Raw genomic sequence first — 24,527 nt, forward strand, 5'->3', positions numbered from 1 at the left:
ATGCCGGCTGCGATGTCGCGAATGCGCACTCAGAACACATGCATCATGCCGATGTAGGCGCCAGTCTGCGATTCGCCAGGCAGCGGGCTCGTCGGCGTGCTTGAGTCGCCTGGCATGGCGAACACCGAGAAGGTGCCGTTCGCGCTGTCGTGCACGTCAGCCACCGCTCCGAAGAGAGAGGTTCGTTTGCTCACGTTGTAGGTTGTACCAACCGCGTAGAGCATCGCGTGACTCGCGGGATCATGCGACCCGTCGCCATCGCCCTCACCACGTGGATTATAGAAGCCCGCGGCGGTCATGGTGAATGTCGGCGTGGTCCGTCGGCATCGCGCAGCTCGTCGTGGATGCCGCGCACGTCGAAGAGCGGCGAGTGATAGTTGAGCATGATGCAGTCTGATCGGCCAAACTCGCCAGGAGTCCTCGGATCGTCGCTTTGCCGAGGCATTCGGCATCAGCTTCCGTGCCTGGTCATGGAAGGCTTGCATTGGTCTTTTGCGGAATCACCATGCGGGTGGGCGATTGCCCGCCCCGGGTCACCCTGACAGGCGAGTACGGTTTCTTGAATGAATCACTTACGTTCGTTGTCTCGCAGGGCAAGCACGTCTGTCGCGAGACGAGGGTTGGAGATGCGACGGCGCCGTTGCGCGATGCATTCGAAGGCGCGGGCGTCGTGTTTACCGGGCAGGCGCATCCGCACCGAGTTCTCTTCGGCGATCGTTGCCTACTTCGAGGCTTGTACCTATAACGTAAGAGTCCTGGCCCAAGACGGTATCTGGCCGACTCTGCCATGAATATCCTCGACGCCTTACATCTCGCCCGCCTGCAATTTGCGTTTACGATCTCCTTTCACATTGTCTTCCCGGCAATCAGTATCGGCATGGCCAGCTTCCTGGCCGTGCTCGAGTGGCGATGGCTCGTCACACGCGACAGCGTGTACAAGGAGCTTTACGTCTTCTGGTCGCGCTTCTTCGCGGTTGGGTTCGGCATGGGCGTTGTCTCCGGTGTCGTCATGGCTTATCAGTTCGGGACGAACTGGAGCGGCTTCGCAAGCATCGCCGGAAGTGTCACGGGTCCGTTGCTGACTTATGAAGTTTTGACTGCATTTTTCCTGGAGGCTGGTTTCCTCGGAGTAATGCTTTTCGGGTGGCGCAAAGTCAGTCCACGAGCCCACTTTTTTGCCACCTTGATGGTCGCACTCGGCACGCTTGTCTCGACATTCTGGATTCTCGCGTCCAACAGCTTCATGCAAACGCCGCAAGGCTTTGTCATCGCGAACGGCCGCATCGTTCCGGTCGACTGGTGGAAGGTCATATTCAATCCATCGTTTCCGTTCCGGCTCGCGCACATGACGATCGCGGCATTCATCGTCGCCGGATTTGTCGTTGCGGCGTGCGGAGCATGGCATCTGCTGCAGGGAAGACGAGACAAGGCCATCCTGACCAGCTTTTCGATGGCGCTTTGGATATTGCTTGTAATCACGCCGGTGCAGATCGCGGTGGGCGACGCTCATGGGCTCAATACGAGGAAGCATCAGCCAGCGAAAATCGCGGCCATCGAGGGACTATGGGAAACCGAAAGTGGCGGTACACCTCTTAATCTGATCGGTTTTCCGGATATGCAAGCCGAAGTCACGCGATTTACGGTGCAGGTGCCTCATCTGGGCAGTCTGATTCTCACGCACAGCTGGGATGGCGAAATTCTTGGACTCAAGGCATTTCCGCCACAAGACCGTCCGTACTCGCCGATCGTATTCTGGAGTTTCCGAATCATGGCGGGATTAGGCATGCTCATGTTGCTGACGGCGTTCCTCGGCCTCGTGCTTCGCATCAAGGGTCGTCTCTACGAAGCTCGATGGTATCAACGGGTGATGTTGCTGATGGGGCCGTCGGGAATCGTCGCGCTGCTGGCCGGTTGGGTCACGACCGAAGTAGGTCGTCAGCCATGGACTGTCTATGGTGTGCTTCGCACAGCCGATTCCGTCTCCCCGGTCAACGCGCAGCAAGTGGGCGTGTCGCTGCTGATTTTTCTTATGGTCTACACGCTCGTGTTCGGTACCGGAATCTATTACATGCTTCAGATGCTGAAGCGTGGACCGGCGGCGCACGTCGAACAGGAGGAAACACGCGAGCATCCCGTGTTGAACAATCGTGCCCTCGATGCGATGAAACCGGGAGAGTTGACGTGACGGTGATCGACCTTCCAATCGTCTGGGCGTGCATCATAGGCTTAGGTGTGTTTATCTATGTGCTGCTCGACGGCTTCGATCTTGGCATCGGGCTTCTTTTTCCTTTCTTCGATGCCGCACAGGACCGGCAAGTGATGATGAACACAGTCGCTCCCGTTTGGGATGGTAACGAGACCTTCCTGGTTCTGGGTGGAGCAGGGCTCTATGGGGCGTTCCCGATCGCCTATTCAACCTTGCTCCCCGCGAATTACATGCCACTCATTCTGATGGTCATTGGCCTGATCTTTCGCGGCGCCGCCTTTGAGATTCGGGGCAAGGCCACACGAACCCAGCACGCCTGGGATCTGGCGTTCATGGGTGGATCCGCTCTGGCGTCGTTCTGTCAGGGAATCGTATTGGGTTCATTGTTGCAAGGAACTGAGACCGTCAACGGTCAATTCGTCGGCGGCGCTTTCGCATGGCTGTCCCCCTTCAGTCTCTTCTGCGGAATCGGTGTCATCGTGACATACGCCACGTTGGCTTGTGGCTGGCTGATATTGAAGACCCAGGATGTTCTGCAGCGGAAGATGCGGTTCCTGATGATGCGCCTGATCTGGCTGCTGTCCGCGGCGATCGGCATCGTCAGCGTCTGGACGGTCATCGGTTTGCCCGCGGTGGCGCATCGGTGGTTCGCGAGCGGCAACCTGGTATGGTTCCTTCCAGTCCCTGTACTCGTCGCGGCGTGTGTTTTGGGCGTCCTGCGCTCTGTTCGCCTCGAGCATGAAGCAACGCCTTTCCTGCTGACTCTCGGTATTTGCTTCCTTGGCTACAGCGGACTGGTGATAAGTATCTGGCCGAATATCGTGCCTCCTTCGATTTCGATATGGGAAGCCTCGTCCAGCCATTCGAGCCAGCTCTTCATGCTCATTGGCACAGCCATCGTGCTTCCCGTTATTCTTGTCTATAACGCGATGCAGTATCGGGTGTTCAGAGGAAAGGTAACCGAGCGTGACCCGGGCTACCACTGACAATCTGTTCCTTCTTTGCCAGTGCGAATGCGCAGTGCTCATTGTCGCATTACAGCAGTAACCAGGAGGTGAAACGGCAGAACGAGCAAACCCGTGCCCACGACGCCTAGCATCCAAAGTGCGACGAACCAGAGAAGCTGTCTCTTTTTCATAGGTACCGACGTTTGCCAGGCCGAAGATATTGCTTTCGGAAGTATAGGCGTCGCTCATAGGGAGGAAGCGAGTCGATCATTACTTGAGCTTCTAGCGCTCTTGTCCCGGCGACATATATTACGTTGGAGCGATACATGCGATTCGACAGAGGCGCATGCCTGCCGTCCGCGCGCGGCGTCGCCGCGATCGCCACGATGCTCACATCGGGTTGCGTGAGTTCGCCATCCATCGCCGTGCTCGGCGCGTATTTTCCGGACTGGCTGTTTTGCATCGTCGCGGGGGTGATGCTGACGATCGTCGTCTATGTTGTCCTGAAGCGTCTGGGTGCCGACCGTGCAATCGGGCCTTCGGCGCTCGTGTATCCGACGCTCGTCGCTTTCCTTTCGTTCGCTGTCTGGCTCGCGATGTTCAGGTGATGCAATGGCGACCCCTCCCGACACGAAGAAAAAGAGAGTATGGCCGGCCATCGTCCTGATCGTGGCGACGCTGCTGTTGCTGCTGCTCGTGATTCGCCAGCTCGACCGCTCGCCGCGCACCGACGACGCTTATGTCTATGCAGACACCGTCGATATCGTGCCGGAGGTGAACGGGCGCATCGTCGAGCTGGCCGTGCGCGATAATCAGGCAGTGAAAGAGGGTGATCTGCTGTTTCGCATCGACCCGCGCCCGTATCAGCATGCGCTCACGCGAGGCAAGGCGTCGCTCGTCGCGCTCGATCGCCAGATCGGGCTGACGCAACGCACCGTCAACGCGCAGCAGTACAACGCACAGTCCGTGCGCGCGGCTGTCGAGCGCGCGCGCGCCGCGGCGAATCAGGCCGCCGATACGCTGCATCGCATCGAGCCGCTGCTGTCGCACGGTTATGTGTCGGCGGAGGACGTCGACCGCGCCCGCACGGCGCAACGCGCGACGCAGGCCGAGCTGAGCGCCGCGCAGTTGCAGGCGCAGCAGGCGGTGGCGGCCGTCAGCGGCGTCGATGCGCTCGTCGCGCAACGCGCCGTCATCGAGGCGGAGATCGCGATCGCCGAACTTAATCTCGAATACGCGACGGTGCGCGCGCCGTTCGACGGGCGCGTCGTCGGGTTGAAAACATCGACCGGCCAGTTCGCGACGGCGCTCAAACCGGTCTTCACGCTGATTGATACACGACGTTGGTACGTGGTCGCCAATTTCCGCGAGACGGAATTGAAGGGCATCAGAAAGGGAACGCCCGCCACTGTCTACCTGATGAGCGACGCGGGGCAGCGCTTCGCGGGCAGCGTCGATTCGATCGGCTATGGCGTCGCATCTGAGGAAGCCGGCTTCGCATTGCCAGGCGGATTGCCGCGCATACAACGCACGCTGAACTGGGTTCATGTCGCGCAGCGCTTTCCGGTCAGAATCCTCGTGGATCGTCCGAATCCGGAGCTGTTTCGCGTGGGCACGTCGGCGGTCGCCGTGTTGCATCCCGTGCACGGCAACGATCGCGAACGCCACTGAGGAGCGCACGTGGCCGCCGCCGATCATCTGCCCGATATGCTGCGCGATGCAGGCGGTTTCCTGGCGCGCGAGCTGGCGCCGTTTCCCGGCCGCATCAACGTGACGCTGCGCTGCCTGCTGACGAGCGCGATCGTGATCGTCGCGTCGATGGCGCTCGAAGTGCCAGAAGTCGCGCTTTCGCTGATCGTCGTGTTCTACGTCACGCAGTCGAACGTCGTGGTCACGCGGCTCGTCGGCATGCTGTTCATCGTCGGATCGACGCTCGCCATCGGGCTGTCGATCCTGCTCCTCATATTCACCTTCGACTATCCGCTGGTGCGCATCGTTGTCGCGAGCGTGCTGTTCTTCTGCAGCGTGTATCTGCTTCGCGTGACGAAGATCGGCCCCGTATTCTTCGTGGTCGCCATCGTTGTGATCTACGTGCAGAGCTTCGTGGACCGCATCGATCAGGCAGATCTGCTGATTCGCGCGGTGCTGTGGGTGTGGGTTGCCATCAACTATGCGATCGCGCTGACGCTGATCGTGAACACGCTTCTGCTGCCCGCAGAGCCGCGCGTGCAGTTGAACGCCGAGATGCATCGGCAACTGGCTGCGCTCGACGCGCGGCTCGCGCATTCTCTCGATGGCGGCGCACAGCCCGCCCCTGTCACACAGGAGATGGTCCAGCAGGGCGCGATCACGCTGCAAAAGCTGCTGCGCTTCACGACGATGCGAGACGCACACTATCGCGAGCACCAGGCGTTGCAGCTCGCGCGCATCGCGACGGTGTCGCGTCTTTATCGCAGCGCGAGCGATTGGCCCGATACGGCGGTGCGCACGCCGGCCGCGGATGCGCTGCTGCGCGAGTTGCGCGCGAACACACGGGCGCTCGACGAATCGCTCACGACCAACGCACCTTATCGCTACATCGAAACGGCGGTGCCCGACGAGCACGATCTCGCCGACGCGATGCCCGCCGCGGTCGAAGCGCGGCGCGCGCTGCATGCCTACGCCCATCTTGTCGCGCGCGGCGCAGAGCCGGGCAAAGCATCTTCGGGCGAGCCGATGATCGCGGCCGACGCGTGGAGCAATCCCGCATACCTGCGCTTCTCGTTCAAGACGCTGCTCGCCGTGCTGGTGTGTTATGTGTTCTACAACGCGGTCGACTGGCAGGGCATCCATACGATCATGCTGACGTGCGTGATCGTCGCGCTGCCGAGTCTCGGCGCATCGACGCAGCGCGCGCTGCTGCGGCTGGCGGGCGCGCTCGTTGGCAGCGCGTTGGCGCTCTTCATGACAGTGTTCGCCGTGCCGCATTTCGACGATATCGTCGGCCTGCTGCTGATTACGATGCCGGTCTTCGCAATCTCGGCGTGGATCGCGGCCGGGTCGGAGCGGATCAGCTATGCCGGCACGCAGATCATGTTCACGTTCTCGCTGGCCTTGCTCGCGCGCTTCGGGCCGATCACCGATCTCACCGAGATCCGCGACCGGATGGTGGGCATCCTGCTCGGCGTCGCCGTGGCGACGTTCGTGCAGATGTCGTTCTGGCGTGAAGGCGAGGGCGACGTGCTGCGGCACAAGCTCGCCACGATGCTGCGCGCGATCGCCGTGCAGCTGCGCGCGCCGCTCGCGGCCGAAGACGGGCATGACGCGCTGTTGCATGCGCAGCGCCAGCTGCAGGCGTGGGCCGTGCTCGCCGATTGCGAAGGGACGCTCTCGCGTGTGGCGCTCGAACCTGGCTGGCAGGAAGGCGAGCACGCCCAGCTGACGATGCGCGGCCAGACGGTGCTCGCGCAGGGGCGCGAGATCATGCTGGCAGGCGATGCGTTGGCTAGCGCGCTGTCGGCGCATGGCGCGTCGGCGCGCGTGCGCATGGCCAATGCCGCGCGCTCGGCGCGGGACCGGGCCGCCACCGATCTCGAGCGATACGCGGACGGCCTCGCCGCCGATCCGCCCGCCGCGCATCGTCCGTCGCGCGCGGCGATGGCTGGTCCCACCACCGGGCCCGCCGACGCGCCGCTCGCCGGCGCCGCCGACGAACTGTCGCGGCAGGTGGCGGGGCTGCCGGACTGGCACGTCGACGCTTCCGGGGCGGCTGTATCGACACAGCCGTTGCGAACATGAAATGGCTCCGATCCGCCTTGTGCTGCGTGTGGATGCCGTGCGTAGCGGCGGGCTGCGCGCTGATCCATCACGACAGCGCGCCGTATGCCGAGATCGCGCCCGAGCAGATCGCGCTCGCGGACGACATCCATCTCGCGCGCCAGGGCTGGCCCGCCGCGCGCTGGTGGACGCGCTTCAACGACCCGCAGCTCGACGCGCTGATCGATCAGGCGCTCGCCGGTTCACCGACGATGTTGATCGCGCGCACGCGTGTAGCGCAGGCCAAGTCGGACGTCGAGCTCGTCAGCACGGGATCGAGCCTTCAGGTGACCGCGCTCGCGCTGCTTAATCGCGAACATGTTTCGGCGCATGGCTTTCTCGGCCCGTTCGCGATGAACGAGCCGGCTCTGGGCCTCACGGGACCGTGGTACACGGAGGGCATCGTCGGGCTCGGAGCGAGCCTGAATGTCGACATATGGGGCAAGCAGCGCGCGCAGATCGCCGCGTCGCTTGGCGTGAGCAACGCGCGCCTCGCGGAGACGTCCGCCGTCGAACTCGAGCTTTCGGCGGATGTCGCGCAGCTTTACTACGGCATTCAGACGACGTACCGGCTCATCGATCTCCTGAACGAATCGCGGGACGTGGCGGCGTTCGCGGTGCAGGCGCACGAAGGGCGTGCCGCGCGCGGACTCGAAGCACGCACGTTCACCGAGGAAGCGCGCGCGCAGGAACTGGCGATCCGACGCCAGATCGTTGCGGCGCAAGCGCAGATCATGCAGTTTCGCGAATCGATGCGCGCGCTCGTCGGCGCGGGCCCCGATGGATTGCGCGTCATCGAGCCCGTTGCGCTCCCGCCGGTGGACGCGGCGCTGCCCGCGACGCTCTCCTACGAGCTGCTCGCCCGGCGCCCCGATCTTCAGGCGATGCGGTGGTACGTGCAGTCGTCGTTCGACCGGATCGACGCGGCGAGGGCGGCGTTCTATCCGAGTTTCGACATCAAGGCGTTCTTCGGCTTCAACGCGCTGCATCTGGGCGACCTGTTCACGCATGCGAGCCAGCAGATCAATCTGATTCCGGGCCTCTATCTGCCGATCTTCGACGGCGGCCGGCTTAACGCCAACCTGAGCGGCGCGCGCGAGGCCAGCAACCTGCTCATCGAGCAATACAATCAGGCGGTCCTCAACGCGGTGCGCGATGTCGCCCTGACGGGCACCCGTCTGCAGTCGCTCGACGCCGAAGCCGGGTTGCAGAAGCGCCGGATCGAATCGGTGGCGTTCGCGAGGGACAGCGCCGAAGCGCATTACCGACGAGGACTGGCGAGCCGGCTCACCGCGCTCGAAGCGCGCCAGCCGGTCATCGCCGAACGCGTCGCGCTGCTAACGCTCGACGGTCAGATGATCAGTCAGGAGATCGCCTTGACGAAGGCGCTCGGTGGCGGCTATCGCGCCGATCCGCCGGTCGAGCCGAGGCCGCGTTGAGCGGCGCTTACATGTGAGGTCAGGCCACGTGGACAACGACCCCGACCCGATCGGCGCGCTAATCTCGCCACGCGACGCCGTTACGGAAACCACGCGGGCTTCGATGGATGAGTACAGCCGGCCCCATGATGGGTCATTCCTGCGCTTTGCCGTGCGGACGCTCAGACGCGGGTTTGGCCCGGCAATCGGCCACTCGATTTAGCGAAATATCCGGAACCCGCTGGTCATCAGTCGAACGTGATCAAGTCCTTGAAGATCAGTCGTCCCCAGTTATTTCCGCGCGCGTGCACAAGCAGTCCACCCTCCGAAAGCCCGCCAAGTTGGATTGGCGCGAAACCGAGATTTTCCGCGAGCGCACCAATCTCCGCTGCGGCGCCGTCATCATCGCTCGCGAGGAACACGACTCGCCTGCCACCCTGTACGGCCGGGTCTTGGCCGAGGACGGCCGCAGCCAGGTGATTGAAGCCTTTCACCAGCCTGGCTCCGGTGAACGCGTTCGCGACGAAAGCCGAGGACGGGAGACCGTCCAGTTCCTCAGGCGGGGAGAACGTGTTCATCACGTCGACGATGGTCTTTCCGCTCCAATTGGGCAGCGCCTTCGCGACCTCCGCGTACGACTCGAAACGGACAGCCAAAAAGATGACGTCCGCCTTGACGGCTTCCGCCAGGGTTTTGGGAATGATCGTAGGTCCGATCGCTGCTGCATCGGACGCAAAGCTTGCCGGGTCGCGCGTGGTTGCAACGGATACTTCGATGTCGTTGCCGGCGAACGCCCTGGCAAGTGCGTGGCCGATCTTGCCGAAGCCAATGATTGCGTAACTCATATGTTTCTCCATCGTTTCCCGGCGTGCTCAGAGCTTGTAACCGCCGCTCGCTTCAATCGTTTGGCCGGTCACCCAATGGCCTTCATCGGAGGCCAGGAACGCCACCACGGCCGCGATTTCTGAAGGCTCGCCAAAGCGGCCCAGCGCGATTTGCGCCTCGACCGCCTTGACGAGTTCGGGATTCGCCCGAAAATCGGCGTTCGCATCCGTTCGCGTGAAGCCCGGCGCTACGGCGTTCGCTGTGATGCCACGCGGCCCGAGCTCGATTGCGAGCGTATGGGTCAGGGTGTTGATCGCCGCTTTCGCCATCGAGTAGACGGGCGCAGCCGTCACGGGCTTCGTAGCGGCTGCGGAAGAAATGTTGATGATGCGTCCACCATCGGCGAGACGATCGAGAGCGGCCTGAATGATGAAGAAGGGCGCACGGGCGTAGACCGCCATCAGGGTGTCCCAACTGTCCGGCGTCGCGTCCTTGAAGCCAACCCAGCCGGAATTGCCAGCGTTGTTGACCAGAATGTCGAGGGCCTTGCTTCCGTTCCGCTTGGTGAACTCGTCGTCGAGTCTGTCGAACAAGGCCGGCACGGTCGCCGGATCAACGAGATCCGCATGGATCGCGAACGCGCTGCCTTGCGCTTTCTCGATTGCCGCGATCGCCTCGTCCGCGCTGGATTTGCTGGCGTTGTAGGTTAGCGCGACTGTCGCACCATCTTTTGCAAGACGTTCGGCGATGGCACGGCCAATGCCTCGTGATGCCCCGGTAACGAGAGCTGTTTTGCCCTTTAGAGATTGTGTCATCTGATTTTTCTCCTCAGAGTTGTGCCAAGCCACCGTCAACGGCGACCTCGCTGGCAGTCATGAAGCTGCTGTCCGACGACGCGAGAAAGGCGGCGACCGCCCCGATCTCCACCGGATCGGCCATACGCTGGAGCGGCGTCATCGCACCGTAGGCCTTCTGGCCCTCTTCGCCTAGCGCCTCCTTCGCGAGTTCGGTCGCCGTCGCCCCGGGCGACAGCACGTTTACCCGGATGCCGGTGCCCTTCAGGTCCTCCGCCCAAGTCCGCGCGAGATTGCGCACCGCTGCCTTGCTCGCGCTGTAGGCCGTGAATCCCGGGGCTCCTGTGGTGCCGGCGCTCGATCCGGTCAGGATGATCGAACCGCCCGAGCCCATCAGCGGCAGCGCCTTCTGGACCGTAAAGATCGTCCCCTTCACATTGGTGTCGAAGGTGTCGTCAATGTGCTGGCCGGTGATCTGTCCGAGCGGAAGCGGGCTTCCCGTCCCGGCATTGGCGAAGACGATGTCCAGGGTTCCGCGTTCGGCCTTCACCGCAGCGTAGAGTCGGTCGAGGTCGGCCAGGTCGGAGACCGAGCCCTTCACCGCGCGCGCGTTGGGCCCGAGGGCGGCCACAGCGGCGTCGAGTGCATCCTGCCGGCGGCCGAACACGAAGACGAAGGCGCCCTCCTCGATGAAGCGCTTAGCCGCAGCGCGGCCGATACCGGTAGCGCCGCCGGTGATCACCGCGGTCTTTCCATGCAGTCTGTTGTTCATGTCACGCATCCTTCGAAACGAAAACGGGAAACAGGATTCTGCGACTCTTGATTCATGAAGCCAATTGACTAAATATGGATATTTCCCATCTACTATTTAGATATCTATGCTCGACAACGTCACGATCAATCAACTTCGGGCCTTCGTCGCCGTGTGTGATCAGGGAAGCTTTTCCGGGGCTGCACGGGAGCTGAGGCGTGCACAGTCGGCGATCAGTCACGCGATCAACGCGCTCGAGAGCGCTTTCGATGTGGTGCTGTTCGAGCGCAACACTCGCAAAGCGACGCTGACCGCTGCTGGCCGCAGCCTCCTGCCTGATGCTCGCGGTGTGATCTCGCGCACCGAGGAAATGAAGATGCGTGCGGTTGCGATTGCCGAAGCTGGGGTCCCCCAGGTCTCGGTTGCCGTGGATACCTACTTTCCACGTGCACACCTGATCGAATGCCTGCGCACCTTGCAGGCGGACTTTCCGACGGTTGCAATCAATCTGCGCATGACGACCATGCAGGACGGCGAGCGTTTGGTTCGCGAAGGCATGTGCGCGTTGGCGGTGACGATCACGGACGTGCCGGAGCTGAGCCCCGGCACCATAGAAAGGCAGCATCTATGTGACGCGCAAATGGTGACCGTCTGTGCGCCATCCCATCCGCTGGCCTCAATCGCGGGGCCGATCCCGCGGGAGGAATTTGGCCGGCACATCCAGCTCGTCGTGACCGACAATCAGCCCGATGCGGAAAAGACCCAACAGGGGGTCGCCAGTGAACGCCAGTGGCGGGTGAATGACCTCGGCGCGAAGCACGATCTGCTCAGGGGAAGCTTGTGCTGGGGGCACATGCCGCGCCATCTGGTCGAGGAAGACCTCGCGAAGGGAATACTTGTCGAACTCCAACGGCGCGCATGGCACATGCGTCCCCTCACGTTTATGATCTCGCAGCGGCGCGGGTACTCGTTTTCCGAATGCGAGACACGGCTGGTCGAACTCCTTGGCAACCGTCATTCGCCCGATTCTGCTCGAACCGCTTAGCCGAAACAATTTCAGTCCCACCACGTCGACGCGCATGAGTATGCATCCGGCTTTTCGTTCGTCTGGTTGATGGGATGCGGCAGGGGACCCGTTATCTGACACCCCTCGACAGACCAGTGAGAACAGATCCTCGGTACCACCGGCGCGTCGTTGGGACGAAAACTGATTAATCAAACCAATTTCTAACTCACAGCGCTATCCGCGCAGCGCCGCCTGACTCTTGGCAGCGGTCACTTAGTCATTCCGGGCGTGCGGATCAGTCTCGAAGAGCGTCTTAGCAGTGAGTTCGTCGAGGCAGTTGCCACTGGCAAAGCAGAACCATTCGCCACGCCTTTCACATGCGTCTTGTCAACGTTCCATGAGCGTCGAGTAGATTTCGTGCAGGGCGCTTTCTTTCTTATGGGCGGATTAGCAAATCCGCCCATATTAATTCCTGGAGGATCGCGGCTACAAGGCCATAGCTGCGGTCAAGATTTTAGCCTTTGGCAGGGTCTCCAGTCGTTGAATATCGGCTATCAGCGCTTGGGCTTGCGCACTACTCATTCCCGCCTTTTTCGTGCAATCGAGAAATTTTTGACGGAACTCGATGGGCGACATTGGATTCTTGGGTTCGCCTTTGGCAAATGCCACCGTTTTGGTAAACGTCCGGCCATCTTTCAGAGAAACGTCAAGGCGCGTAGCACCAGGTCCACCGCCCGGACGTGCCAGGCTCTTGTCTTCCGCCGTGTTAATGCGCTTGACCATAGCCAGCAGGTCAGGGCGCCTGATCGCCGTCGTAGTGAAATGTTCGAATCCAACTTTATGGTCCACCAACGCGCAGGCCACTACCCACGGATTGCTGAATTGTGCGTCCACGACAGATGTCAGGTTCTGCTTTTTGCCAAGCGGAAAATCGAGAAGCAGATACTCGCCCGGTCCATTGTAGATGGTGATGCTTTCCACATCGGGTGCTTCAATTTTGTTCTCTGCAAACAGAGTCAGTGCAGCATCCACCGCTGTATGGCTACCACGGCACGACGGCCATGGTTTGAACGAGACCTCAGTCGCGGCAAAAGTATTTCCAAGTCCTTCAAAGAGGAAATCGCGCGAATACTTGTTACCGTGAAACTGATAATAAAAGCCACGGGGGCCTTCCAGAATATTTTTGGCTCCCTGGACGCCCTGCTGAGATAGACGCGCAGCCATTACGCCGGCATAGGAAGCGAAGCCAGCGCCCATACGCTTGGTCAATGCACCGTCGAGATGTGCCTGGGAATTGCCGGAAGCTTGATGAAATGCAATACCCAGTGCAGATACCATCTGATCACGCGTCAAGCCCATCAGCTTGCCTGCGACAAAAGTCGAAGCAAAATATCCATAAAGGCTGGTGTTGTGCCAGCCAACAATGAATGCATCGACGCCAGGCTGTGCCGAATTGGCCAAGCGGCAGGCAAGGTCCACGCCCAAAGCCGTAGCCGTAATTAGATCCCTGCCGCTGACATTGCCGAGCATATCAGTTACGGCTAATGCGGCCGGAATCGTGATGACTGAGGGGTGCATGAAAGACCGCTCATAGGTATCGTCATAGTCGAGCGCGTCACCCATGATTGCATTGACGCGAGCGGCATCCTGGGCGGGAACCAGAATATTGGTACCCCAGATGGCGGCTTCGCGCTTACCGGCCATATCGATGGTGAACTCGCGTATCTCTTTGGCTCCGGGCTCATTGGCGCCCCCTAGAGCCGCGCCCACTGTATCCATAATCTGATTCTTGGTTATGGCAATCACTGCACTGGGCAGGTTGTCGTAAGTGGTCTGCAAACAATAATCCGCAAGTGCAACGATGTCATCCGGACCAGAGGATCTTTGTGCTGGAGGCTTCGGTGCTACCGTCGCATCAGCATAAGCGGACGCGGGAGTCAGCATCAATCCGCCTACCGATGCGATTGAGGTATGGATAAATGATCTGCGATTTAATTTGGTCATTTCGTTTCCTAAAACGGATTAGCGTCAACCATTGTTCTTGTATCTTCAGAGTCACTACCCGGCCCCGGCCCGGAAGAGCGGCAGATTGACAGTGCATCCGCCTCTTGATCATTGCGCATGACAAAACGGAGAGCCATTACCTCGGATTAAGCCAGCCGCGAGATGGCAGCAGCGCTGGTGTGGTCAGCAGCGTCACCCGCCGCCCGCAAGATCCTGCTTTGCGGATACGGGGCGGCTTGACGTTATCGGCGACATCCACTTTCTATGATCAAACAAGAGAGGCGGAAGCGTAGGTATCTACACTTCCGTAATTTGGATCAACGCGATAGCCAACCTATTTGGGCTGAGCGCACTCGGACCGATCACAACCTTCACTTTAGTTAATTTAGACGGCTGTTTGGTATACATGAATCGTATGCAATTCGATGCGATGTTGCACCTGTAGACCAAAGACGGAAATAGGGTAAATCCCCGACCTACTGTTTCATAGGCTAAAGATTGCAAATCGTGTTGGGGGACGCGCTGTGACCCAATGGGCCAGTCTTCACAGCGTTTTCAAGGAGGCGCGAGTAGCGAGTACAACGGGAAGTTCGGCGTTCCGCCTTGAGGACCGCCCGGGCCATTGCGCAAAGATCGCGAGCGTGTCCGGCGCACTGAAGTGCAGTTCAACCGTGTGGTGGCTTCGCGGTGCCGTCAACTCGCGCGTATGCTCTCCCCGGAAGCGATCGGACACGGCATTCGGATCAACGCGTTCGATTCCGGTGATGCCATTACCAACATCCAATGCACATTCAACCGGACGGCTAGCATGGCCGGAGAGCGCCTATCGCGCGCGCGGCGCGCCCTAAAGAGATCGCAGAGATCCTGGCATTCCTCGCATCGAAGCGGGCCAGCTACAAGTTCAAGCGCGCGAGGCGTATTAACATAACGGTGCCGCGATGGCGGAGAGAGACAATGGTCCTCCCACGCCAACCATATTTCATGCCCTGATCTGTGTTCCTGGCTGATTACGGTGCGCTCGGTCCGTTTCGTCCACTGCTAATCCGATTACGCCGTTCCATTTGATATGAATTCGCTCAACGCTTTCGCGAATTTAACAGGCTGCTCTTCCGGAACGTAGTGACCACAGTCGTCAAAGACAATTTCCGAAACGTTCGTCGCGACGCGTCTAAGGGTTTGAGCCGAGGCCGGACCATAACCCCATTGCGCGCCGATACTCAACGCAGGCATGGAAAGCGGCGTCTTGCCCCAAATCAGGTTGTCTTGACGATCGAGTGGCAAGGTTCTGTAATAGCTAAAAGAGCAGCGCAGCGCCCCTGGCCGCGCGAGCGCACGAGCGTAAACGTTCACGTCGTCATTACTGATTGAATCCGGATCAAATACGCCGACTGTCTCACGGCGCACGAAGTGATTCACGAAGAGAAACTCGCGGCCTTCGACGAGCGCTTCCGAAATGTCCCCGGCCATGTTGAAACCGAAGTGCCAGCTTCCACCGCGCGATACGTCCATTGCCTCTTCCTGTCCGAATGTGGGAAGACTGCTCTCGGCAAAGACGAAGTGGCTGACCGCTTCCGGCCATTGGGCGGCGTACGCATACGCGACGTGACCGCCCAGATCGTGACCGACAATCGCCACCTTCTCTATACCGAGCCCTTCGACCAGTTCATGAAGCTTGCGCGCGACGTTCTTCTTGTCGAAGCCGGATTCGGGCTTCGAGGAATCGCCGAAGCCGGGGAGGTCCGGCGCGATGACGTCGAACTGCTGGCTCAGCAAAGGTATGACACGCCGCCACGCCCAGGACGTTTGCGGCCAGCCATGCAGAAGCAGCACGGCCTGTTTCGCGCCGGCTGCGGTGCTGCGGCGATAGGCTAGTCGTCCATCGCGCAGACGATAAGAGCGAAAAGGAATGTTTTCGTGGGTCATCTTCATTCTCTTGCGAAAGTGGCGGCATCTTCGATGCTTGACGCTGGCACGTCGGCAGAAGGGCCATCGGCCGCGAAGATGCTCTTGATGGAAATGGCGACCGTGCCGACCGCCATCGGAACGCAAAGTGCGGCAAACACGGCATTGAAGCTCCAGCTGGTCGCAAGCAGAACGCCGCCCATAGCAGCGCCGCTGATTGCGCCGAACCGGCCTATACCCTGTTCCCAGCTCGTACCCGTCGCGCGCACCGAAGTGGGATAAAAGCGCGCGGCCATGGCGACATAGCCGACATTCAGACTGTTCATGCAATATCCCATCGCGCATACGAGCACACTCGTAGTGATGAACGTGCGCTCGGTGGCTGCGATGCACAGCGCGCACAGGCCGGCGGCTACATGCGTTGCACTGAGCACCTTGTGCGGTGAATAACGATCCATGCACCAGCCGACTGCCAGCGAACCCAGTGCGCCGCCGGCCTGGCCAAATGTTGCGATCAACGAGGCGTCGCTCAGGCTCATGCCTGCGTCCTTGATCATCAGCGGGAGCCAGCTGTTGATGAGGTACAGCGTAAAGAGCGTCGCGAACACGCCTATCCAGAGACTCACGGTTCCGACGAGATACCTGCGCCCGACGATGATCGCCACCTTGCCGCTTCCGCTATCCGCAACACCGTCCGAGACGTGGACGACCGTGCCGGCACGCAGGACACCAGGCGCGAGCTTCTGCATGATGCTATGAACCGCCAAGCTCTTGTCATCACGGGTCGCGAGAAATCGAATGGACTCCGGTAACGCGAAGATCATCAGGATGCCGAGTGCGATCGGCAGCACGCCGCCAGCGAACATAACGGCGCGCCAACCGGATAGCTCGATCAGGATGTTGCTGGCAACGCCGCCGATCGCGCCGCCGATCGCAAAGCCTGCATACACGAACGTGATCAGAAAATTGCGGTGCCTTGCGGGCGCGTACTCCGATACCAGTGTTGCGGTGTTGGGCATGGAGGCTCCCAGACCCAGTCCCGTCAGAAACCGCAGGAACGTCAGGGTCCACAGATCGTTCGCAAAGGACGACGCGAGACTGAAGAAGCCGAACAGAAAAACCGACGAGACGACGACCGCCTTCCTGCCAAGCCGGTCACCGATTGGACCAGCCGTGAGAGCGCCGACAGCAAGACCGAAAAGCCCGCTCATGAAAACTGGCGATAGTGCGACGCGCGCGATCTTCCAGTCGGCGACAAGCGCCGGCGCAATGAAGCCCACGGCGGTGGTATCCATTCCATCGAGCATCAGCACCAGCAAGCCCAACAGAACGACGCGAACCTGGAAGAGACTCAACGGCCGGTCATCCAGGAATGTCTTGATGTCGATTTTCGATTCGGCTTCCACGGTAATGTCTCCATTGTTTTTTGTGTATTCAGCGGCAAAACTGAATCATCGCCTCTATGAAGCGCTCCGGCTGCTCTTCGGCGATGAAGTGGGCGGCGTCTGGAATCGATACGCTTGTCACGTTCGATGACACCGTGGCAAGGCGTTCGCCAACGCGGCCGGCCCAGCGCTTTTCGCCGCCCATGGCGAGCACCGGGAGTGTTTCGGGAAGTCGTCCCGCACTTCGGTTGTCAATTACGTCCTGAGGGAACTGGCGGTACATCTCCATCGCGCAGCGAAATGCACCTGGGTGCTTGTACGCCTCGACATACTCGTTGATGTCTGCCAGCGAGATGGAACCCCGACGGAATGTTTGGTGGTTGATGAACGAGCTGATGTACGCGTGCTCACGTCCACCGACGATCAAGGCTTCAGGCAGGTCACGCTTTTGATGAAAGGCGAAGTGCCAGACATGCGGATCCGCGATCACCTGATCCCAATCACCGATCCCGGGAATGGTCACATCGATGATCGTCAGCGAACGCGCGTGATAACGGCTCGCGTAAGCGTAGGCAATCATCCCGCCGATATCGTGACCGACAATGTGCGCGGGTGCTCCATGCAGGCTCTCCACAAGAGCGTGGAGATCGGCGGCCATCTCGCGTTTCGAATATCCGGACGCGGGCTTGTCCGACAGGCCAACGCCTTTGAGGTCCGGTGCGACGACGGTATATCGCTCTCCCAGTCCGGCGATGACGCTATTCCAGCACCACCAGTTTTGGGGGAAACCGTGAATGAGGAGCATCAGCGGCGCGGAACCGAGCGCCTTGCCACCGATCACATAGTGCAGATTGACATCGTTCACGATCGCGGACCGATGCTCGAATGACGAAGGCAATTGAACAGCATCTTGAGAAAAACGCATGGCAGCAAGCTCCGTTAATTCGGGTAGTCGTTCACGCTGGGCTTTAGCGCATCGGCCGACGCGTTCAAATCTTCCAGTGGTGAGGAGGAAATGATTTCGAGGATGGGCGTAGCGGAAATTCCCGTTTCCTTCACCGCACTCAGGATTTGATCGAAGCGCACCGTTCCAAGGCCGATACGGTCATGGCGCCACTGGCTTCGTGTGCCATCGGAAAGATGGAGTTGCCCGATGCGATTGGCCGATCGCCTGATCGCGTCGGGCTGATCTTCTCCAACGAATTCCGCGTTCGAGACGTCGTAGGCAATCAGAAGCCTTTCATCAGGCAGTCCGTCGATAAAGGCAATCATTGCGTCAGTAGTCGGAATCGGCGTTTGCGGATGAAGCTCCAGAAAGATTTTTTGATCGAGTCGCTCCGCGACGCGCAGAAGCTGCTCCAGGCTGTCGCGAAGCAAAAGCTCAGAATCGGTCCGGGACGGAGGAAACAGCGACGACACCCTGCCGGGGACCACAACCACGGCACCAGCGCCGAGATCCGACGCAAGTTGCATCGTGCTGGTGTAGACCTCAACCGAATAGCGCCGGAACGCCTCGACACGACTGACCAGATTCAGGTCGAGCGCCGGAAGATTGAGAGATTCGATGCGAAGACTTTCGCTTCTCAGGGTGCCGGCCAGACTCGACCTGTCGTTCGCGGAGAGTTCGTCTGGCCAAAGATGTCCGGGGACGACCAGGGCGTCGAAATCGTTCAAGCCGATCGCTTGCATTTTCCGCATGGCGGCGAGCGCTGTGTCTTGCCACATGAATGAGAAGGTGCTGCCTCCAAAACCTTGCGCGACGTTTTCCATGTGCTCCTCATGAGTATGCGTTGAGATGATCGAGGCGTTGTCCACATCTCGGCTGGTAAATCCAATTGTGAACTAGTTCCATGATGGGAACAAGAGAATTTTTGGTGGTCTTGTCTGGCACACCATGTCCCGTGCGGCGGGGTCGGTACCTTGACATTTGGAACACATCAGATAATATGTTCCCATATAGAAACATGAATCCTATCTTATGCGCGCAAACGAAATTGAGACGGCAAGCACGGTAAAGTCGGCTGACCGGACGCTTGATGTCCTGGAGCTTCTTGCCCAATGGGGCCGCGAGATGTCACATGCGGAGATAGCAGAGGCGCTCAATATTCCAAAAAGTAGCTTAACGAAGCTCATCCGGAACCTCACGGACCGCGGCTATCTTCGTTTCGTGGCCGAGACCAAGGGTTACCGGCTCGGAGACGCAATCGTCAAGCTGGCGCAGCAGTCGAACCAGGTGCGAAGCCTGATCGGATGTGCGGAGCCCGTGTTGCGTGACATCACGCAACAAACGGCGGAGTCTTGCGCGCTCAACCAACTGAAAGGCAATGAGGTAGAAGTCGTTGCAACCGTCACCAGTCAACAACGACTCCAATCTCACATGCGGCTTGGTGATCTTGCACCGCTTTATGCGGTGTCTGGAGGTAAGGCAATACTCGCTTACCTTCCTGACGTGATGCGCGAGGAGTACATTCGATCGGTGACATTCGAGCGCTTTACGAAAAACACCATAGCTACGAAGAAAGCCTTGCTTGCGACGCTCGAGGATGTACGCAAGAAAGGCTTCGCGACATCCATGGAAGAGTTCACGCCGGGCATCGTAGGGATTGGTGTGCCAATCCTGTCTGCCAGTGCCTTCCCACTCGGTTCGCTGAATCTTGCGATCCCCGCGGTACGTTATTCGAGCGAATTCGGGGATCGCGCAGTGGCGATTCTGACTGCGTCGGCGGCGCGCATTCAGCGTCAGTACTTTGGGGGATGACGCTTTCAGGCCAGAAAGCGTTGCATCCGCTCCATGATCGTGCGCGCCTGCCGATCGAAAGATTGACCTCGCAATTCGAGGGTGGGAGCTTCGACGGCAAGTGTCAGATCGGCGGGCAGTGCGCTCAGCAGTTCGCGCAACGGCAACTCGCCTTCGCCGGGCAGACGACGCGCGGTGCGCGCTTCGGTCCGCCGTTCGTCGACCGAAGTCGGCGATACGCGGGGGCCGTCGCTAATCTGTATATATTCGATGAGGCGCGGTTCGATTGCGGTGATATCGTCGACGGTGGCGCCGGAGCGAAATACTTGCAGTGTGTCAATCAGGATTCTCGCGTTGGGCTGGCGGCTTTCGCCGATCAGCGAGAGCGCGCTGTCTAGCGTGCCAATCGGGCAGTAGGTGATCAATTCAAGGCCGACTGTCATGTCAAAGCGAGCGGCGGCTTCGCACAGGGCGCAGAAGTTGTCGAGGAGGCGAGCCTGATCGTCATCGTAGCCGACTGCAAGCGCATGCCTCGCGCCCAGACGACGGCCTGCCTCGAGCGCCGGAAGCAGTTCGGCGATGCGTGTGCCGGCCTGCAACCAGATCGCTTCGATATCGAGCAGCCCCACACCAGTCGCTTCAATTCTTGCCGCGAGTTCACGAATGACAGCGGGATTGTGTGCTACGTCGACGATCGTGTCGGCGCTCGTGGGCGCGACGACGCGCAAGCCGTAATAGTCGAATCCGCCGGCAATGGCGGCATCGGCGAGTTGAAGAGGATGCGCATCGAGCATCGTCAGGTGATGAAGAGAAAGTCTGTGCACGAGTCTCTCCGGCAGATCTACGATTTACTGGAAAGCACGAATCGGTACGTGAGCAGCATTGTGTTCGGGGCGACTTCGTGGCCACCGGGGCTGACGTCTCCATCTATCTTCAGAAGTTTCGTTACGAGAGCGTCTTTGACGCCGAACACGACATCCGAATCCAGATACGGGTCGCCGTCGATGAAGACATGAGTCACGATGGTCTCGTAACCCGGTGCACTCAACTTGAAATGTACGTGCGCAGGCCGAAACGGATGACGTCCCTGTACGTCGAGCATCTTGCCGACCGGGCCATCGTCAGGAATAGGGTAGGCGGACGGCACGACGGATCGATACCAGAAGCGACCGTTTGCATCAGTACGAAAGCGAGCGCGCATGTCCAGCACAGACTTGCCGGTGACTCGCTGGACGTCATACACGCCGCTCCCGTCGGCATGCCACGTCTCGATCATCGCATTTGCGATGCCCTTGCCATGTGCATCTTCAATCGTGCCTTCGACGATTAGCGGTATTCCTCCGGGCTCGCTCGCGATGTTTGCGCCTTGCTCGAGATCGGCCGCCTCTTCTACGTAAAACGGACCGAGCACGGTGGTTTGTGTCGCCTCACCATCGAAGCGATGATTGATAGCATCGACAAGCATCGAGACGCCAAGCGTGTCCGACAACAGGATGAACTCCTGGCGCGTGTCCGAGCACATGTGTCCGGTGTCGGTGAGGAACGCAATGGCGCGGGACCATTCGGCTTCCGTCGGTTCTATTTCTTTCACGAAAGCATGCAGATGACGCACGAGCGCCTCGCTGATCTGGCGCGTGCGCGGCTCCGTGCAGCCAGTCAGTCTATCGAGCACAGCCTGTGTGATGTTGTCTTCGTTGAAGTTTCGCATAGGGGGCATCCTCATTCGATCGGCTGGGGCGGCAACCCTTTCCATGCCCGCCGAAGCATGCTTCTGAGCGCGGCAGCGTCGGGCGCTCGCGGGTTCGAGTAAATGTTCTGCATGATCAACTGCACGGCAAGATCGATTCCCGTCTCGGGCATGCCAAGAGCCTCGAGGGAAACGGGCAAATCCAGATTGGTGGCCAGATCGTAAAGGCCGGTCCAGGCGTCGCGTGCCTTCAGCGCACGTGCGATTCGGGCCATTGAAGACGGCGTGGAAAAGGCGTTATAGGCGGTGACATGGGAAATCATCACCGCATGCGTCGGCGCATGCGCGAGGTCGAACGTTCCGCCGAGGACATGGCAAATCTTGTGATGCAAGCCCATCCCGACGGTTCCGAGACACGTCCCGCAAAGCCATGCGCCGTATTGAGCGACGCCTCGCGCCTGGATGGAATCGGGTGCTTGCACGATGTGCGGCAACGAGTTGGCCAGTGCCGCGATGCCTTCTTCGGCCATTAACGAGGTAATTGGATTCGCGTCCGCCGCGTACAGGGCTTCGACTGCATGTGCAATTGCATTGAGACCGCTGGCGCTGCTCAGGGCGACGGGTAGGCTAAGCGTCAGCTCGACATCGTAGATGACGACTTCCGGCAGTACGTCGAGCGTGCGCTGAGTGTGCTTTTCCCCATCACGGGTCTCACCAATGATGGGGGTGACTTCGGAGCCGGCATAGGTCGTCGGTAGCACTATTTGCGGCAAACCAGTGCGCAATGCAATCGCCTTCGAGAGGCCGATGGACGAACCGCCGCCGATTGCAATCACGCAATCGATCCGCGAGTCTTGCACGACCTCGAGCGCTCGCTGCGTCACAGGCCACGGGGTGTGCATCGTGGCGTCGGCGAAGCGGCTGACTTGTTGAGCGTCGAATCGCCGCGCGATGTCTTCGCCGAGCGCGGCCTGATCGCGCGTCGTGATGATCAAGGGGCGTGCACAGTTCAGCCTTCCGACTTCGGCGGCCACTTCCTCACGCTTTCCGGCTCCCATAATGACGCGAGCCGGGAGCGCGTTGTACGTGAAAGCGTCGAGCTGAGCACTCATTACAGCCGTCCCGTTTCGAGCCATGCGCGGCCGCGCTCATAAAGCGCTTCGACGGCGGGGCCGGTAAGTCCAGGCATGTCACGTTTGACGGCGTAGCCGATCTTCGTCTGGATATAGGCAAGATGGCGATACCCTTCGGGAAAGCGGCCGAGTATTTCAGGATCGAGATCTAGCTTCACCCCGGTTTCAACCGGGTCCAGACGGTCCTTTTCGTAAATCGGCTGACGCAAGCGCAGTAGCCACGCTCCGTCAACTTTTTCGTAGAAGTCGTAGAAGCGGCCGGTGCAGACGACATCGCAGAGGTGACCTTCTATGTTTCCGCGCTGCGAAATTGTCATTTTTGTCTGCGCAATTGCCCGGGTGCCAGCGAGGTCGATCGACGTCCCGCCAAGAAAATGCAGGATGCTCACCCCGCGCTCCCACCCCTCTTGCGTCACGCGGATGAATTCGGCGCCCGTGCCCTGAAACCAGGTTGCCATCATCACACCCTCCGGGTGCCAAAGCCTTGCAAAGCGATGCCAGTCTCCGGCATCGCGCCAGATGGCCCAGTTTTCAATCGCTTCGCGAATGGCCAGGCGCTCAAGCATCAAATCGTTCATCATGATTTCGGTGTTCACAAGTGGGAATGAGTTCGCATAGTGGTTTCTTTCGTCGATGGAGTCAAGGCTAATTTTTCGGGCCTTAGGGATAAACCCCTATTTGTTCCAGCATGGAAACTCGGTGACAAAAAGCGTTGACTTTCGATGCAGCCGATTTCTACAATTTTGGAAAGTTCATGTATAGAAATTGGTTTTCATGTATGGTCTATAAAGAGGCGAGTCGAATGCGGCAGGTCAATCTTGCGGTAGTCGGTGCGGGCGTCATCGGCAAACGTCACATCCGGGAGATCGCAAACAGCGATCAGTGCCGGCTCGCGGCCATTGTCGATCCGTCGACGGAAGCTGCGGCTTGTGCCGCCTCCTTCGGTGTGCCCCTTCGCAGGGACTATCGCGAACTGCTGGAGGAAGATCGCATCGACGACGGTCGTCGTGTGCACGCCAAATGGCACGCATGTAGAGATCGGTAGTGCTTGCATCAACCGGGGCATTCCAGTTCTAGTCGAAAAGCCTATCGCCGATGATCTGGCGCGCGCACGCGCTTTCGCCGACGCCTCACGCGTTGCGCGTGTCCCGGTGCTTGTCGGACATCATCGGCGGCACAACCCGGCGGTGCGCGCTGCAAAGAAAGCGATCGTCGAGGGGCGTATCGGCAACGTGGTGGCCGCCAACGTCATGTGCCTCGCTTATAAGCCTGAGGCCTATTTCTCGGAACCATGGCGCCGCCGCGCCGGCGGTGGTCCGATCCTGATCAACATGATCCATGAGATCGATCTGATCAGGCATCTTTGCGGTGAGGTCGTTACCGTGCAGGCGGCCTCAACGAACCGGACCCGCGGGTACGAAGTCGAGGACTCTGCGGCGTGCACCCTGGAGCTCGAGAGCGGGACAGTCGTCAACATCAGCCTTTCCGATACCGCCGCGTCCCCTTGGAATTGGGATACGGCTGCGGGGGAGGATCGGCAGCTCTTTGATTATCGGCCGGTGCCAACGCATTTCTTCGCAGGTACGGACGGTGCGCTTTCGTTGCCTGATTGTGCGCTCTGGTCATATGTCGGCGAAAAAGGCCGCGACCGTCCCATTCATGATCAGCGCATATCAATGGAAGAGGGGAATGTGTATGCAAACCAATTGCGCCATTTCGTCGACGTAGTTCGCGGCACGGCCGAGCCGCTTACCAGTGCGCAGGATGCCACGCAGACGCTTGCGGTGACTCTTGCGGTGATGGCGGCCGCGCAGACCGGGCAAAAGATTGATTTGCGCACCGATGCGCGGTTCAAAGCAGCAGGAGGCGCTACTTAGAACGGTTGGAAGCATGAAAGAGGTCGCTTTGAGCCCAATCGCGAGCGTACCAATTGATAT

22 protein-coding genes and 1 pseudogene are annotated in these 24,527 nt (G+C 59.9%); 10 read left to right on the forward strand and 13 right to left on the reverse strand.

Annotated features, from left to right (window positions below):
• Window positions 1-29: 29 nt before the first annotated feature.
• Window positions 30-412, reverse strand: a pseudogene (locus GCT19_RS21615) (porin); the annotation flags it as partial.
• A 375-nt stretch (window positions 413-787) separates the two neighbouring features.
• Here GCT19_RS21615 and GCT19_RS21620 point away from each other — a divergent pair.
• The 6 genes from GCT19_RS21620 (at window position 788) to GCT19_RS21645 (ending at window position 8,387) form a co-directional block, all read left to right on the forward strand.
• Window positions 788-2,185, forward strand: coding sequence for a cytochrome ubiquinol oxidase subunit I (locus GCT19_RS21620; RefSeq protein ID WP_152853091.1), 1,398 nt, complete (start codon window positions 788-790; stop codon window positions 2,183-2,185).
• Complete coding sequence (cydB, locus tag GCT19_RS21625; RefSeq protein ID WP_184247183.1) at window positions 2,182-3,192, forward strand: cytochrome d ubiquinol oxidase subunit II; 1,011 nt, start codon at window positions 2,182-2,184, stop codon at window positions 3,190-3,192. The genes GCT19_RS21620 and cydB overlap by 4 nt, the downstream gene beginning before the upstream one ends.
• 287 nt (window positions 3,193-3,479) lie before the next feature.
• Window positions 3,480-3,761 (forward strand): YtcA family lipoprotein, encoded by a 282-nt coding sequence (locus GCT19_RS21630; protein WP_018432707.1) that lies wholly within the window; start codon window positions 3,480-3,482, stop codon window positions 3,759-3,761.
• A 4-nt stretch (window positions 3,762-3,765) separates the two neighbouring features.
• Window positions 3,766-4,824 (forward strand): multidrug transporter subunit MdtN, encoded by a 1,059-nt coding sequence (gene mdtN, locus GCT19_RS21635; protein WP_152853092.1) that lies wholly within the window; start codon window positions 3,766-3,768, stop codon window positions 4,822-4,824.
• Between the two features lie 9 nt (window positions 4,825-4,833).
• The gene (locus tag GCT19_RS21640; RefSeq protein ID WP_321576850.1) at window positions 4,834-6,930 is read left to right on the forward strand and encodes an FUSC family protein; all 2,097 of its coding nucleotides are present in this window, start codon (window positions 4,834-4,836) and stop codon (window positions 6,928-6,930) included.
• Window positions 6,927-8,387, forward strand: a complete 1,461-nt coding sequence (locus GCT19_RS21645) for an MdtP family multidrug efflux transporter outer membrane subunit (RefSeq protein ID WP_176135742.1) — start codon at window positions 6,927-6,929, stop codon at window positions 8,385-8,387. The genes GCT19_RS21640 and GCT19_RS21645 overlap by 4 nt, the downstream gene beginning before the upstream one ends.
• Before the next feature lie 227 nt (window positions 8,388-8,614).
• Here GCT19_RS21645 and GCT19_RS21650 read toward each other — a convergent pair whose 3' ends face one another.
• From GCT19_RS21650 to GCT19_RS21660, 3 genes are read right to left on the reverse strand one after another with little or no spacing between them, the layout of a single operon-like run.
• Window positions 8,615-9,211, reverse strand: coding sequence for an NADPH-dependent F420 reductase (locus tag GCT19_RS21650; RefSeq protein ID WP_018432711.1), 597 nt, complete (start codon window positions 9,209-9,211; stop codon window positions 8,615-8,617).
• A gap of 27 nt (window positions 9,212-9,238) precedes the next feature.
• A complete protein-coding gene (locus GCT19_RS21655; protein ID WP_018432712.1) occupies window positions 9,239-10,006 on the reverse strand; it encodes an SDR family NAD(P)-dependent oxidoreductase in 768 nt (255 codons plus the stop codon).
• Between the two features lie 13 nt (window positions 10,007-10,019).
• Complete coding sequence (locus tag GCT19_RS21660) at window positions 10,020-10,766, reverse strand: SDR family NAD(P)-dependent oxidoreductase (RefSeq protein ID WP_026228151.1); 747 nt, start codon at window positions 10,764-10,766, stop codon at window positions 10,020-10,022.
• A 97-nt stretch (window positions 10,767-10,863) separates the two neighbouring features.
• Here GCT19_RS21660 and GCT19_RS21665 point away from each other — a divergent pair, with 97 nt between their 5' ends.
• Complete coding sequence (locus GCT19_RS21665; RefSeq protein ID WP_152853093.1) at window positions 10,864-11,781, forward strand: LysR family transcriptional regulator; 918 nt, start codon at window positions 10,864-10,866, stop codon at window positions 11,779-11,781.
• A gap of 447 nt (window positions 11,782-12,228) precedes the next feature.
• Here the strand turns inward: GCT19_RS21665 and GCT19_RS21670 are convergent, their stop codons facing one another.
• From GCT19_RS21670 to GCT19_RS21695, 5 genes are all read right to left on the reverse strand, one after another.
• Window positions 12,229-13,746 carry an MmgE/PrpD family protein gene (locus tag GCT19_RS21670; RefSeq protein ID WP_227749301.1) on the reverse strand — a complete coding sequence of 506 codons (1,518 nt, stop codon included), beginning with the start codon at window positions 13,744-13,746 and terminating at the stop codon, window positions 12,229-12,231.
• Window positions 13,747-14,793: 1,047 nt separating this feature from the next.
• Complete coding sequence (locus tag GCT19_RS21680; protein ID WP_227749302.1) at window positions 14,794-15,669, reverse strand: alpha/beta fold hydrolase; 876 nt, start codon at window positions 15,667-15,669, stop codon at window positions 14,794-14,796.
• Window positions 15,670-15,671: 2 nt separating this feature from the next.
• Window positions 15,672-17,054 carry an MFS transporter gene (locus tag GCT19_RS21685; protein WP_321576851.1) on the reverse strand — a complete coding sequence of 461 codons (1,383 nt, stop codon included), beginning with the start codon at window positions 17,052-17,054 and terminating at the stop codon, window positions 15,672-15,674.
• Window positions 17,055-17,082: 28 nt separating this feature from the next.
• Window positions 17,083-17,958 (reverse strand): alpha/beta fold hydrolase, encoded by an 876-nt coding sequence (locus GCT19_RS21690; RefSeq protein ID WP_152853095.1) that lies wholly within the window; start codon window positions 17,956-17,958, stop codon window positions 17,083-17,085.
• A gap of 14 nt (window positions 17,959-17,972) precedes the next feature.
• Window positions 17,973-18,803, reverse strand: coding sequence for a sugar phosphate isomerase/epimerase family protein (locus GCT19_RS21695; protein WP_152853096.1), 831 nt, complete (start codon window positions 18,801-18,803; stop codon window positions 17,973-17,975).
• A 208-nt stretch (window positions 18,804-19,011) separates the two neighbouring features.
• Here GCT19_RS21695 and GCT19_RS21700 point away from each other — a divergent pair, with 208 nt between their 5' ends.
• A complete protein-coding gene (locus tag GCT19_RS21700) occupies window positions 19,012-19,791 on the forward strand; it encodes an IclR family transcriptional regulator (RefSeq protein WP_018432720.1) in 780 nt (259 codons plus the stop codon).
• A 5-nt stretch (window positions 19,792-19,796) separates the two neighbouring features.
• On the opposite strand, the gene GCT19_RS21705 is transcribed toward GCT19_RS21700, so the two are convergent.
• The 4 genes from GCT19_RS21705 to GCT19_RS21720 are packed head-to-tail and all read right to left on the reverse strand — an operon-like array spanning window position 19,797 to window position 23,168.
• Window positions 19,797-20,564: a sugar phosphate isomerase/epimerase family protein gene (locus GCT19_RS21705; RefSeq protein ID WP_152853145.1), complete on the reverse strand. Its 768-nt coding sequence runs from the start codon at window positions 20,562-20,564 to the stop codon at window positions 19,797-19,799.
• Between the two features lie 47 nt (window positions 20,565-20,611).
• The gene (locus tag GCT19_RS21710; protein ID WP_152853097.1) at window positions 20,612-21,478 is read right to left on the reverse strand and encodes an intradiol ring-cleavage dioxygenase; all 867 of its coding nucleotides are present in this window, start codon (window positions 21,476-21,478) and stop codon (window positions 20,612-20,614) included.
• Between the two features lie 11 nt (window positions 21,479-21,489).
• Window positions 21,490-22,569 carry a maleylacetate reductase gene (locus GCT19_RS21715; RefSeq protein WP_152853098.1) on the reverse strand — a complete coding sequence of 360 codons (1,080 nt, stop codon included), beginning with the start codon at window positions 22,567-22,569 and terminating at the stop codon, window positions 21,490-21,492.
• Window positions 22,569-23,168: a nuclear transport factor 2 family protein gene (locus GCT19_RS21720; protein ID WP_035490296.1), complete on the reverse strand. Its 600-nt coding sequence runs from the start codon at window positions 23,166-23,168 to the stop codon at window positions 22,569-22,571. The genes GCT19_RS21715 and GCT19_RS21720 overlap by 1 nt, the downstream gene beginning before the upstream one ends.
• Before the next feature lie 224 nt (window positions 23,169-23,392).
• Between GCT19_RS21720 and GCT19_RS43435 the strand changes: the two genes are divergently transcribed.
• Both GCT19_RS43435 and GCT19_RS21725 read left to right on the forward strand, forming a co-directional pair.
• A complete protein-coding gene (locus tag GCT19_RS43435; protein ID WP_265334629.1) occupies window positions 23,393-23,635 on the forward strand; it encodes a Gfo/Idh/MocA family oxidoreductase in 243 nt (80 codons plus the stop codon).
• Entirely contained in the window at window positions 23,598-24,467 is an 870-nt protein-coding gene (locus GCT19_RS21725; RefSeq protein WP_321576852.1) for a Gfo/Idh/MocA family protein, read from the forward strand. The genes GCT19_RS43435 and GCT19_RS21725 overlap by 38 nt, the downstream gene beginning before the upstream one ends.
• Window positions 24,468-24,527: the final 60 nt, after the last annotated feature.

This window comes from Paraburkholderia atlantica (assembly GCF_009362785.1).
GTDB lineage: Bacteria > Pseudomonadota > Gammaproteobacteria > Burkholderiales > Burkholderiaceae > Paraburkholderia > Paraburkholderia atlantica.

Bases quoted from the DNA above. Each gene is read 5' to 3' on its own strand.
- GCT19_RS21720 (WP_035490296.1), bottom strand. From the start codon at position 23,168: ATGAACGATTTGATGCTTGAGCGCCTGGCCATTCGCGAAGCGATTGAA.
- GCT19_RS21695 (WP_152853096.1), bottom strand. From the start codon at position 18,803: ATGGAAAACGTCGCGCAAGGTTTTGGAGGCAGCACCTTCTCATTCATG.
- GCT19_RS21630 (WP_018432707.1), top strand. From the start codon at position 3,480: ATGCGATTCGACAGAGGCGCATGCCTGCCGTCCGCGCGCGGCGTCGCC.
- GCT19_RS21645 (WP_176135742.1), top strand. From the start codon at position 6,927: ATGAAATGGCTCCGATCCGCCTTGTGCTGCGTGTGGATGCCGTGCGTA.
- GCT19_RS43435 (WP_265334629.1), top strand. From the start codon at position 23,393: ATGCGGCAGGTCAATCTTGCGGTAGTCGGTGCGGGCGTCATCGGCAAA.
- GCT19_RS21620 (WP_152853091.1), top strand. From the start codon at position 788: ATGAATATCCTCGACGCCTTACATCTCGCCCGCCTGCAATTTGCGTTT.
- GCT19_RS21680 (WP_227749302.1), bottom strand. From the start codon at position 15,669: ATGACCCACGAAAACATTCCTTTTCGCTCTTATCGTCTGCGCGATGGA.
- GCT19_RS21700 (WP_018432720.1), top strand. From the start codon at position 19,012: ATGCGCGCAAACGAAATTGAGACGGCAAGCACGGTAAAGTCGGCTGAC.
- mdtN (WP_152853092.1), top strand. From the start codon at position 3,766: ATGGCGACCCCTCCCGACACGAAGAAAAAGAGAGTATGGCCGGCCATC.
- GCT19_RS21670 (WP_227749301.1), bottom strand. From the start codon at position 13,746: ATGACCAAATTAAATCGCAGATCATTTATCCATACCTCAATCGCATCG.
- GCT19_RS21650 (WP_018432711.1), bottom strand. From the start codon at position 9,211: ATGAGTTACGCAATCATTGGCTTCGGCAAGATCGGCCACGCACTTGCC.
- GCT19_RS21690 (WP_152853095.1), bottom strand. From the start codon at position 17,958: ATGCGTTTTTCTCAAGATGCTGTTCAATTGCCTTCGTCATTCGAGCAT.
- GCT19_RS21710 (WP_152853097.1), bottom strand. From the start codon at position 21,478: ATGCGAAACTTCAACGAAGACAACATCACACAGGCTGTGCTCGATAGA.
- GCT19_RS21660 (WP_026228151.1), bottom strand. From the start codon at position 10,766: ATGCGTGACATGAACAACAGACTGCATGGAAAGACCGCGGTGATCACC.
- GCT19_RS21715 (WP_152853098.1), bottom strand. From the start codon at position 22,569: ATGAGTGCTCAGCTCGACGCTTTCACGTACAACGCGCTCCCGGCTCGC.
- GCT19_RS21665 (WP_152853093.1), top strand. From the start codon at position 10,864: ATGCTCGACAACGTCACGATCAATCAACTTCGGGCCTTCGTCGCCGTG.
- GCT19_RS21705 (WP_152853145.1), bottom strand. From the start codon at position 20,564: ATGCTCGATGCGCATCCTCTTCAACTCGCCGATGCCGCCATTGCCGGC.
- GCT19_RS21655 (WP_018432712.1), bottom strand. From the start codon at position 10,006: ATGACACAATCTCTAAAGGGCAAAACAGCTCTCGTTACCGGGGCATCA.